Source organism: Clostridium sp. CM036 (genome assembly GCF_055081135.1).
Genome location: NZ_CM143652.1, coordinates 2887754 through 2900491, shown reverse-complemented (window position 1 = coordinate 2900491; position 12738 = coordinate 2887754). Strand labels below are relative to the sequence as shown.

Here is a 12738-nt window from a genome sequence, read left to right as displayed (position 1 = left end):
TGACCCCCATACTTCTATTTATTTAGTCTACTTTTCCCCAAGCTGTCCATGGTGTTTCTGGGTTTGTTGTTCCACCCGCTCCAGCACCTTAGTATAAAGTAACTCTACCGAATTCTGGACCATTTGCATGCATTCTTTGAGTCATTTCAATACTTACTATTCCGTCTAATCCATTTAATACTTTATCAGTTCTTAAATTAAACTTCATTGAAGCCCCTGGCTTTATAAGTTTTTGTTCTGACCCATCAAATGAAAGAACATAGTATCCATTTTCTTCTTTAACTGCTGGTGCTGGATATTCTCCTCCAGTAATTTTAACTCCATTAGTTTTTATATATAATTTAGTATGCTTTAAAGTCTTTGCAGCTGTTTCTGTAAGTTGTATAGTTTGGCCGCTTGTTTCTATTTTACAATCATTTTTTAAATCAATAGATAAAGCACCTCCATTTCCCCATGCTGGTTTGCTTGAAGTAACTGAAGCTTTTGCATATACTTTTGGTTGAACTATTTTATAAGTAGGTAATGCATCTTTCCCAAATAAACCTTCTTTAGTTGCTTTTGTTAACTCATCTCTCTTAGTTGAATCTGTTTGCTTATCTTGAGATGCCATCCATGCAATCATCCCACCTAAGTTATTATCCTTAACATACTTAGTTTTTTCTGCAATTGATCTTGGGTTATCATAAGTGAAGAACGCTCCTGTCTTTTCATTGTACATGTATGGTGCTTTTGCAGTATCATCCCAATATTCTTTTATTCCTGGATATTTAGCTTTTAACTCATCTTGATTTCTCCATCCCCAAACTCCACTGTTACGACCACCGTCTCCCGATTTTACCGGAGCATAATTGGTAGCCCCATAAGAGAGTGTTCCATCTGAATCCTTTTTTATTTGAGTTGCTTTTCCAAATAAACCTGGAAGATTTTTATCTGGCACATCATTTGAAACTTTTTCCCAGCCTCTAGTGTAATATGCAGCACCTATAACTAACTTTTCTGATGGTGCCCCAAGTTCAATATATTTCTTAATACTTGAATCAACTGTGAATCCCTTTCCTGCAAACGGATCATTAGGATTATCATAAAGAGCAGTTTGATGACCACTTGTATCTGACCATGCACCTGCTGCATCATAAGTCATAATGTTACCAAAATTTAATACTTTAAACATTTCATTAACATTAATACCAACATTAGTTTTTTCATGTGCCATTGGTAACGCTGCTGACATCTCATATTTCTTATCTAATATTTTTTCCTTTGCATCTAATGCTACTCTAAATTCTTTAAGCATCGTTATATAATTTTCTTTATCTGCCGGAATTGAATCGGGATTACCCATATCATTTTTGTTATCAACCTTGTCTGCCGCCCTAACTTCGCCTGGATATTCCCAATCAAAATCTACGAAATCTAAATTAGCATACTCCATAAAATCTAATACATTTTTAATAAACTTAGCTCTAGTTTGTGGATTTCTAGCTACCCATGTAAAATTATTTGATTTAGACCATCCACCTAAAGATGTACCAATTTTTAAATTCGGATTTTTCTCTCTTAAAGATTGGTATTCATTTATGATACCACCATTAATATCTCCATACGTAACACCTGCATTTCCTAGCGGATGTCCAATATTAGCGTCCTTATCACAAAATACCAATTCACCATCTTTAGTAAAGTCCATGAATGCAAGATTCAAATGTGTTAGTTTATCTACCGGTATATCTTTAGGAAAAAAGTTTCCTTCTCCTCCCCAAATTGACCAATCTCCATAATACATAACATTACGAAGTTTAGAAGTAGATGCTTTTTGCTCGACCTCCTGTGGTGGTGGTGCTGCTAAATTATTAACTGTAGCTGCTGGTACAACACTTGTCATTGTTAACGTGGCAATTGCAGCTAATGCTACTACTGATTTGATATTTTTAAATAATTTCTCTTTTGACATGATTTTTCTCCCCCTTAATAATTTTTTTCATTTAATTACATATCTTTTCCTACTATAACTAAGTCATATATATCAATGATATTATCACCATCTGCATTACTTTACAGCGATAAATCAACAATAACTTTGTAATGTGACACACTCGTTGGTAATGTTCCAGCAGGTGTCCACCACGAAATATTTTCATAAATCTTACCTTCATATACTACCTTTTGTCCATTTGTATATAAAGTTCCGGCATCCCAAATAGCTGCATTTGAATGAGCTTTAGGAATAACATATATTTTTGCATCTTTTTTATCTACCATTCCACCCTTATCTGTAATACTATATTTTACTGTATAAGTTCCAACCTTTTTTGTATCAACTTCACCTGATACAGCTATACTACTAGTTATATCTCCATCTTCTACATCATTTGCAAAAATACCATTCATAATATTAAAAGGTGACCCTTCTACTATAACTTGATCTTTAACACCTTTAAGTGTAGGAAGATGATTACCATTAACAGGTTGACTAGCAGGAATCTTCCCATTAATCTTTATATTTCTAACTCCCGAGAAACATAACTTCATCTTAGCCTTAACTGATGCGGTCCCACCATTTGGAATATCAGTCCAACCAGATGTTTTTAAGTTTACTCTATAGAAATCGCCAACTTCTGTAACAGTTCCAGTTCCTCCTTCCGCTCCAACATATAAAGCAGATTTAGGTATATCAAATTGAATCTCCCATCCCTTAGGAATCGTTGCTCCAGTATTGTTAATTACTGTGAATACGGTTTCTCCATTTGGATGATCATATTTAGTAATAGTATCAACTTTAACATCGATTGCTTGAGCATCTCCAATATCTTCTTTTGTTTCTTTACAATTTCCCATTTTATCTAATCCACTTTTCAGATTTTTAGTTAATGTATCCCCGAAAGTATATTTACCTTCATTTGTCTTATCTGAACCTTTAACATAGTTAGGATTAACACCATAGTCACCATTCATAACCCAGATTAAAGCTCCACCTAAGTTTTTATCTTCAATGTACTTAACTCTTTCATCTATTGATTGTTCGTTTTCGAAAGATAAAAATACTTTTTTATCTCCTTGCCACACATATGGCACCTTACCAACATCGTCCCAGTGAATTCTCAAGTTAGGATCTTTTTCCATAAGGTTTAATACATGCCATAATGGATTAGTGCCAGCGGGGTCCGGAGTTCCATCTTTATTATCATCATCTCCCCAAAGGTTGTACTTTCCTGCGGCAGGTGTTTTACTTTTACCATGTAAACCTGAGCCATTTCCACCTTGTACATTTTCCCACCCTCTTGTATAGTATGGAATTCCCATTAAAATCTTTTCTGGAGGAAGCACCCCTCTATAGAACTTGTATGCCCAATCCATATTAAGAGTTGGCATCGCCATTCCAGTAGTTTCATTATCAGCTGCATCTGGGTATATATTTGCTAAGTTTTCAACATTTCCATTCCATCCACCATGAAAATCATATGACATTATACTTAGAAAATCTAAATAACTTGCATATCTATTATCTTGAACTCCACCAAGCACCCAAGATGAAGCAGTAACTGCTGCAGTTAATAAATATTTTTCATTATCTGCTTTTGAAGCTGCATCTAATTTTTCTCTTAACGTTTTCATTAAAACGTTGTATCTTTCATTTAATACAGCTCTTCTTGGTTCTGATAAATCTGCATCCGCAGGATTCCCAGATGTAGCTACTGATGATGGATATTCGAAATCAATATCCACGCCATCAAACCCATATTTTCTAATAAAGTCAACACAAGAATCAGCAAATGTGTTAATCCCAGAATCTGTATCTATCATTTTATAAAAACCTCTAGTTCCTGTCCATCCACCTACAGATATTAATAAATCTACATCTGGATATTGTTTTTTCATTTGTTGTAATACATTAAAGTGACCTTTATATGGTAGATTTGGATCCAACTTTACCTCCTTCCCATTATGCTCTAATTTATGATCTGCGAAATCCTCTTCAATAGCTGCTTTTTTATCTCCAAATCCAATTTTATTGTCTTCTCCAACCATTGCAAATGAATATTGGATATGTGTTAAAGAATCCCATTGTAAATCAGCTACATCGAAATTACCTTGAACTTCACTTTTGTAAGCCCATTCTGGAAAATATCCAACAACCTTTCTTTCTAAGTCTTTCGTCTTTTCATCGCTCGTAACTGCCTTTGCCGGTGTTGCAAATGTACTAACTGCAAAAACAGATACCATAATTGCTGCCATCGCCTTTTTAAATTTGATTACTTTCACTTATTACGCCTCCTTATTTTTTATATAATTTACACTAACAGAAAAGTTATTGATTTACAGTTTTATTTAAATAAACTGGATTTTTATAATATTTTTGCGCTTTTGTAATCCACCAATAATCTTCAGTAGGTGGTGATCCAACTGCATCAGTACTAGAATTAACACCAGCACCAAACAACATTGATACTACTCCCGCATCTCTAGCTTCACCCATATGACTTCCCCAAGTAATAGTGTCTCCTTGCCTTTTTATATCAGGATCATTAGCCCCATTTGAAGCAAAATAATCTACTCTATCAGAATTTCCAGCTTTAAATGTATCTCCAAAGAAGAATGATGGTGCTGAATCTTCACCTGTCGTATCCTTGTTAGTTAAAGTTTCAAATGGTTTTCCAGTATATGGACTGTTTTCAACAGTTCCATTAATATGTCCCACAGGAATCTGCCATAATATAACCGGCTTTTTTGTAGTTTCATGAAGAGTTTTTGTATATAACAAGTAATTATTCCAAAGGTCTGCATTCCAAAACCATTTAGAAGATTTCGGATTTACAGCTGCTCCTGTTTCGCAAACACCTCCATCTAATCCATACTTATCTATAGAAATAAATTCTGCATCATAGCTTGTAATTCCAGCTGCTAAATAATATTCAGCAGTTTCTTTCGCCACTGCTTCAATTTGTTGTCTTCCCGCTGCCCATCCATCTCTTTCAGTTAAATGCATTAAGCCTTGTCCTGGTATTTCTCCGTTTTCATAAGCCCATGTATTAAATTGCCATCCATTATATGCTTTAGGATAATATTTATTAACAGTATAGTTTATAGAAGTAACAAGGCCTTCCACCGTATTATTAAACTCTGGGTCTACACCCTTTTGTAGCACACCCGATGAATAAGCGGCTTCAACTAAAGCTGATATTTCATTTGGTTTTTTCTTAGATTGTTGCATCATATATCCTAAGAAATCTGGTTCAAATACCATTCCTATAGTTTCGCCTTGTCCATATTCAACACATATATCTAAAAAGAATTTTAAATTTCTGAAATAAGCTTCCATATATTCCTTACTATTGATATGGGCTAAATCTAATTCATAGTTTTCTCCGCTATCCGGAATGTTATAGTAAACAAAGAATGGAATTATTCCAAGCTTTAAACTTTCTTTAATATAATTCTTAGCCCTATCTCCATCAACAGTTGTCCACTCTCTCCACCCATTAGCTAGAGGTCCCCCATTTATATATATATATCTAACATCCATTCTCTTATTTGTATTATCTATATCTATATCTTTCCAAAAATCTAAATCTCCTTTTTTATCTTCTGAGACTTGTCCTAAAGATAAATACTTAGGCATACCTGGTAAGTCACCATTAGCCTCTTTAATTTTTACTCCTATGTATCTAGTTTCATTTGTGCTTGCTTCATGGATTTGAAGTCCACTTCTTCCAGCCGCAAGTCCTTCTAATGTTAAATTACCATCATTGTCTATAGTCGCTTTAAGTACTGATGAATTACTTATTTTCACGCTATATTGTGGCTCCTTTGTATTATTATTAACTACTTTATATTTATTTGTACCCTGTGTAATTACTGCTTGAAGCGCTTGAGAATCTCCATCAATGCCCTCAATTAGTATTTTACTTTCATTCGCCGTTCCAACGGAAACTTCAATTACATTACTTTTTGATTTCCCAAAACTATTAATTAATTCAACATAATAAAAATATGTTGCAGGAATTGTTCTTCCTTTAATACTAATCGCTTTAGATTGTGCTGCTGGTGTGTTATCAGTTAAATCCCCCTCGTCAACCACCTTAAATTCACTTAATCCTCCTATCTTTTCATAAAGTTTGTAGCTTGTCCCATTATTGCCATGCCACATACTTAATGTAATATTGTAATTACCATCTAAATCACCTGACCATTGATCATGAGATAATGATGCTACCCCTGGTGCATCTGCTGCTGACGCAAAAGTAATTTTTGCTGGAATCATAGTAATAAAAAACAACATTACTATAATTACTGATAGGCATGAGTTTTTATTAATTCCTCTTTTCATTTTTTTCTCCCTTATATATGTATTTATTACCATTATTATGTCATGATAGCAGGTCAGGTTTCAACCAAAATCACTCCCTTTTTTCGGTCATTTTTAATTATTTTCCAATTTTCTTCTAGGATTTAATACTTAAAACGATGTTTTCTTTGAATTAATGGTCAATAATGGTTTAAACATGAAGTATAGTGGAACAAATCTTTTGAAAAATTTACACAAACAAATTTGAAAAATGCCTTTAGATCCATTTACATTAACTTTAATATCCCGCCAGGAGCAGTTTTCCCACTAGGTTTTAACTTTTATTCAAAAAAAATTAAAAGTAGAGTATCATCCATCCTGTAAACACCTTACAGATTCCTGACACCTACTTCTAACTTTAGTTATTTATTAGTTTATTTAATCACCCTTTAACAAGATTTACTTCTACCCTTAACGTTCCTCTTAAATGTATAATATGTTGCAAGAAAATAGCATATATAGATAATTAAAATTATTGCCAATGATATACCTATGTTAAACACAAATGCGCTATCCCCTATAAAGACGCTTATTACTTTACTGTTTATGCCTTCAAAATTATACATACATATTATGAATCCTATTATGGCTACCGATATTGGCATAATAAAGTACAATACTATTTGTTTTAATATTATCTTATTGATTTCATTATTGTCTATTCCTAATTTCTTTAGCGTTTTAAATCTTTCCTTATGCTCAATGGAGTCTGATAACTGTTGCAAAGCAAGAACTGTCAAACTAATCATTAATAAGACTGTTCCTAGGTACATTCCTAGTATTCTCATTGCTAGTGTAGCATTTAATATCTCACTAACTTCAGCTACTTTTATGTTAGTAAAAATCGGATAAAAAGCTCGAATTTTATATTCACTTAGTACCTTACTATAGTTTTCCTCAAACCATTGTGGTACATACTGTTTTTCAAAGCCTAATGCCTTATCATAACTAATCTTCTTTTTTGTATTTGCGAAAAGATCAGTGCCGGCTAATATTAATTTTTTACACCATTTATCAGGAACTACTATCAGAGCATTTGTATTTCCGCTATAGATACCTTCTCCAATAGATTCTTTATAGTATGAATTTGAGCTAATCTTTAAGTTATTACTATTTATGTTAATAGTTGAATTTTCTTTTATATAATTTTCAATATCAGTATCTTCTATCATTTTCGCCCATTGCATGGTAAACTCATTATTATTTAGCGTTACTTTCTCATATCCTCGCATTTTCCTTAGCTTATTATAATCACTTAAGCTAATTACTAACATAGGCTTTTTTCTTTTATCTCTTGCCTTAAAATCATCGACATTTAAGAAATATTTCTCTGCCTGACAGTAATCATCCATATTATAGTCATCATTATTTAGATGTTCTATTATTTTCTTATAATCTATTTTAAGTAAATTACTTTTTTTAGATATATCACTTCTATCTGAAATTATAGAATAATCATTGTTTATGATTATATCGTAAGGCACTCTATAATCTAGAAATCCTAAAGTCCATTGTGACATCAGTAAAGTTAGTGAAAAGCTTAATGCAGCGCCTAAAAATGTTATTGAAATTGTGGCCATTAAAATAGGCGCTGTCTTTATTTTTGAAACTATAGCCCCTATTAAAAATAAGTTTGTATATTCATATTTAAAATTTGTCCACTTATCCTTAACATCAATAATTATATACGCTAATGAATAAAACAATGCATATGTTCCTATAATGTATCCTATTAATCCTACTGCTATACAAATTGCCTTATCACCTTCTGTAACTGTAGTTTTTAAAATCTCATAAGAACAATATCCACAAACACTATATAGAACTATTGCCACAATAAATATGCTTACATATACAAACTTACTTCTTTTAAACTGAAACTCTGTTTTCTTTTGTGCATTTATCATATCAATAATCTTAACTTTCCCTAAAGCTTTCATATTGAAAAATCCAATAATACAAAACATAACTATAAAAAATATGAACGTTATAATTACAGTATCCATATATAATTTAAAAGAGAAATTTATGCTCTGCTTTGCAGTCATAAGAACTATTGCAGTAACTACTTGTGAAAATAATGTGCCTATAAAAATCCCTAATATAATTGAAGCAATTCCGATTATTAGCATTTCTATAAAAAACATTAATGCGACGCTTTTCTGCTCAGTTCCTAGCAATATATATGTAGCAAATTCATTCTGCCGTCTTTTTATCATATATTTGTTTACATATCCTATAAGTAATACTAATAAAGCTGTAACTATATATGTGGAATATTTCAATATTTGCTTTAATAGTTCAAGGTTAATAGAATCCTCTGTTATTAATTCATAGCTTGAGCTTGACATTGATGTAAACGCATAGAACAAGCTTACACATAATGTTATTGTTATAAAGTAAATTAAATAATCCTTAATAGACTTTTTTGCATTGTTAATTGCTAGCCTAACGTACATCTCTTATGTCACCTCCTAGCAGTGCAACCACATCTAAGATTTGATTTAAAAATTGTTTACGTGTATTTTCTCCCTTAACGAGTTCCGTGAAAATCTTACCGTCTTTAATAAATAGAATCCTCTCACAATAACTTGCTGTAAATGAATCATGCGTTACCATTAAAATAGTTGCTCCTAATTCCTCATTTAAATGTGAAATCATTTCTATTAGCATCTGAGACGCTCTTGAATCTAATGCTCCCGTTGGTTCATCTGCTAAAATAAGTTTAGGATTTGTTATCAACGCTCTTGCACATGCAGAGCGTTGCTTTTGGCCTCCCGATACCTCATATGGGTACTTTAAGAGTATATCTTCTATACCTAATTCTCTAGCAACTTTACTTACTTTTCCATCTATTTCATTCTTTTTACATCTATTAATTGTTAATGCTAAAGCTATGTTCTCATGAATAGTCAAAGTATCTAATAAGTTGAAATCCTGAAATATAAACCCTAGATTCTCTCTCCTAAACTTTGCAATATCCTTCTTACTTATCTCTGTTAAATCCTTATTATCTATATAGATGAATCCTGAACTAACTTCATCAATAGTTGCTATAATATTTAATAGTGTGGTTTTTCCGGACCCAGAAGGCCCCATAACCCCAACAAATTCTTCTCTAAAAACATCAAAACTAATATCATCAATCGCCTTTACTACATTCCCCTTGTTACCATAATACTTTTCAACATTTTTCAAACTTAATATCTTATCCATTACTCTCACCCCAATACCATTGTACATTATTTATATTACACCTAATTCGATTAAACCTTACTTTTATGTTACAACTTTGTCACCAAAAAAATTCCTACACCTTATGGTGTAGGATTAAATTTGAGTTACTAAAACTTCCCTTTGGGAAAGCAATTATTACTCTGGTATATAAATTTTCATTTGATTCTAATGTTATTAATAAACCTAATTTGTCACATAATTTTTTACAAATATATAATCCTATCCCTGTAGATTTATTATTAAGCCTTCCTTTGGTTCCTGTGAATCCTTTTTCAAACACACGATTAATTTCATTCGATGGTATTCCTATACCGTTGTCTTCAATACTTAACTGAACACCATTTTTAATATCATCTGTATATATTTTAACCTTTGGAAAATTCTTTGTTCTATACTTTACTGAATTAACTATTATTTGATTTAATATAAACTCTAACCATTTGCTATCACAATAAATGCTTTTATCTAGGCTTATTAACTCAATATCTATACCGCTAGAAATGAATATTTGTTTATTTCTTATTAGAACATGACTTACACATTTCTCTAGCGAAATCTCTTTTATAAGATAATCCTTTTCAACTTCCTCACTTCTAGCATAAAATAAAGCCTGTTCAACAAATCTATCTATATTCTCTAATTCTTCTAAAACTACTCTAGAAGTATTCGTCTTATTATTTTCTTCTATTAACTTAATCGATGATATTGGTGTTTTTACTTCGTGAATCCACTGCTCAATATACTCTTTATAATCTTTACGTTGGACTTTGCTCTTATATATTTCTTCACGCATAGATTTACTAGCCTTTTTCATCATAATATAGTATGGTACTGAATCACTATATGGTGGTACTTCTATCACTTCACTAATAAGATACTTCTTATCCAATCTATCAATAGTATTTAGGATATCATTAAAATATAATTTTCTTTTTCTATACTCATATGTAAAAAATGTTATAACCACTGTAATCCAAATTACTACTATAACTTTTATGGTATCAAAAGTATCTCCTACACTAAAGAGAAATATGACTAAGGTACCAAGTGATATAATATTTAGTAGTATCACATTAATTATTCCTTTAAAATAATCACTTAAACTCATATTATATACCCTTGTCCTCTTTTAGTTTTTATAAAGTCCTTAACTCCAATATCTTCAAATTTATTTCTTATTCTAGTAATGTTTACAGTAAGGGTATTATCATTTACAAATAATGAACTATCCCATAAATACTCCATAATATCTACTCTAGATACTATCGTGCCTCTGTTATTTAATAAGTAATGAAGTATTTTCAGCTCATTTTTAGTAAGATCAACTTCATTACCATTGTGCTCTATGGTGCTAGATAATATATTTAACCTTATGCCATTATACTCAACCACATCCATTGTTTTTTCATTAGGGTAGGCTCTTTTTAAAAGCGAATTTATCCTAGCTAATAAAATTTGAGTATTATATGGTTTTGTAATAAAATCATCTCCACCTAATGTTATACTCATAAGCTCGTCAATGTTAGTATTTCTGCTTGTAACAAATATAATTGGTACTGTTGAAAAACTACGTATTTCTGTACATATCTTAAACCCATCATCATAAGGTAAATAAATATCTAACAAAATTAGATTAGGACTGCTCTCCTTAACCAATTTAGGAATATTATTAAATTCATTAGCTTTTATAACAGAATATCCATTGCATATCAAAAGACTTGCTATTTCATTTTTTAATTGTTCATTATCCTCAACTATCATTATGTTAAACATCTATTACCCCCTATTCTTAGATTAACTTCTATACTTTATTATAAGACTACATGTATTTGAAAGACGACGTAAAAATGCCGTAAAATCCAATCTTGAATAATACGGTGTTTTAAATAATTATTCGGTTTTTATTGTTGTGACGTTAAATTAAGAATATTGTCATATGCTATTATTGGGTTGTATAAATAAGTAAAAGTTTTTTAAAACTGTGATGTAAAATAAAAAAAATAAACATTTTAATCCCTTCATTGAGTTACCACAATTAAATTCTAATAATTCATTACTGTTAACAATGAAGTTTGATTTATTACTTCTACACCAATCAATTTTTAGGTAAATTGAATGTTCTCCATTCTCAATATCCAATTCTTTAATTTCACCATCTTTTATATCACCACAATATATATCATCAATATATATTTTATAACTTCTTAAAGAATCAAAATATCTTGGTTGTCTTGATATTCTTATCATAAAATATCCATTCCTTTCTCCGTGAAAATTTACAATTTTGACTTAATTATTGGTAATTATACCATATAATTCACTATTATTTTTAGATAACTAAAGGTTTTAATTTTATTTTTTCACCGTATTATTCAATTTTCAAAGACCATTGTTCGTGCTTTCAATTTCAATAGTTGCATCGTGTAATAATCAAAGGTTGAAATAACTATTTGCGCCTATTATCCAAACCCGTTCTTACTTATCTAATCCCCCTTTGCTATAAATGTAAACAACCCCCCCCTGCAGCGATTACTATCCAAGCCAAAATTACAAATAGGCCATAGGACGATTCAGCACCTATGGCCTATTTGACCTTTAAATACCTTTTCCAGTTCTTCTTTGAGAATAATTCAAATTTTTTATTTTCATATTTCCAATGTCTAAAAGACCCAATTTTAACATTATCTCTTTATAATCTACTTTTAAGCCTAGAAGATTAGAGAAAAACTTCATATAATCCTCTATAGTCATCCTCTCATAAAAATCCTCTTCTCTTAATACAACTCCAACACTACCAATATTAGGTTTAATATACTGGTCGTTTCTTACGTCTTCTATATATATTTCACCTTTGGCTGGTGTTTCGTTTCCTAAAATCAAATTCACCAGCAAATCACTTACTTCATTGCTACACTCTATACTTATGGAACTACCTTTGTTTAAATTAATATCTATATCTCTTATCACATTATTCTTTTGTTCTTTGTATAAACCTTTAATTCTAAGCATATAAAACATCCTTCCTAATTTTATATCCTAATATTATCACATAAATACATAATACGTTAATTTTTAGATTACTAATAGGCTCCTTGGTGATATATATTATTTCAAAAATATAGAAAACATGTTACAATTTTATTGTTGGTTTTGTATAT

The 12738-nt window shown here is 31.1% G+C and carries 9 protein-coding genes; all 9 read right to left on the bottom strand.

The window, feature by feature from the left end; translation table 11 throughout:
• Nucleotides 1-88: 88 nt before the first annotated feature.
• Nucleotides 89-1951 carry a glycosyl hydrolase family 18 protein gene (locus ACWJKE_RS13630; RefSeq protein WP_216302070.1) on the bottom strand — a complete coding sequence of 621 codons (1863 nt, stop codon included), beginning with the start codon at nt 1949-1951 and terminating at the stop codon, nt 89-91.
• A gap of 101 nt (nt 1952-2052) precedes the next feature.
• A complete protein-coding gene (locus ACWJKE_RS13625; RefSeq protein WP_462952653.1) occupies nt 2053-4260 on the bottom strand; it encodes a glycosyl hydrolase family 18 protein in 2208 nt (735 codons plus the stop codon).
• 46 nt (nt 4261-4306) lie between these two features.
• Nucleotides 4307-6325: a hypothetical protein gene (locus ACWJKE_RS13620; protein WP_216302071.1), complete on the bottom strand. Its 2019-nt coding sequence runs from the start codon at nt 6323-6325 to the stop codon at nt 4307-4309.
• A 407-nt stretch (nt 6326-6732) separates the two neighbouring features.
• A complete protein-coding gene (locus ACWJKE_RS13615; RefSeq protein ID WP_462958888.1) occupies nt 6733-8802 on the bottom strand; it encodes an FtsX-like permease family protein in 2070 nt (689 codons plus the stop codon).
• Nucleotides 8792-9559 carry an ABC transporter ATP-binding protein gene (locus ACWJKE_RS13610; RefSeq protein WP_216302073.1) on the bottom strand — a complete coding sequence of 256 codons (768 nt, stop codon included), beginning with the start codon at nt 9557-9559 and terminating at the stop codon, nt 8792-8794. The genes ACWJKE_RS13615 and ACWJKE_RS13610 overlap by 11 nt, the downstream gene beginning before the upstream one ends.
• A gap of 94 nt (nt 9560-9653) precedes the next feature.
• Nucleotides 9654-10688, bottom strand: coding sequence for a sensor histidine kinase (locus tag ACWJKE_RS13605; RefSeq protein WP_216302074.1), 1035 nt, complete (start codon nt 10686-10688; stop codon nt 9654-9656).
• The gene (locus tag ACWJKE_RS13600) at nt 10685-11353 is read right to left on the bottom strand and encodes a response regulator transcription factor (RefSeq protein ID WP_216302075.1); all 669 of its coding nucleotides are present in this window, start codon (nt 11351-11353) and stop codon (nt 10685-10687) included. The genes ACWJKE_RS13605 and ACWJKE_RS13600 overlap by 4 nt, the downstream gene beginning before the upstream one ends.
• A gap of 159 nt (nt 11354-11512) precedes the next feature.
• Complete coding sequence (locus tag ACWJKE_RS13595; protein ID WP_462953426.1) at nt 11513-11827, bottom strand: hypothetical protein; 315 nt, start codon at nt 11825-11827, stop codon at nt 11513-11515.
• A 348-nt stretch (nt 11828-12175) separates the two neighbouring features.
• The gene (locus tag ACWJKE_RS13590; protein WP_462953425.1) at nt 12176-12589 is read right to left on the bottom strand and encodes a hypothetical protein; all 414 of its coding nucleotides are present in this window, start codon (nt 12587-12589) and stop codon (nt 12176-12178) included.
• Nucleotides 12590-12738 lie beyond the last annotated feature (149 nt).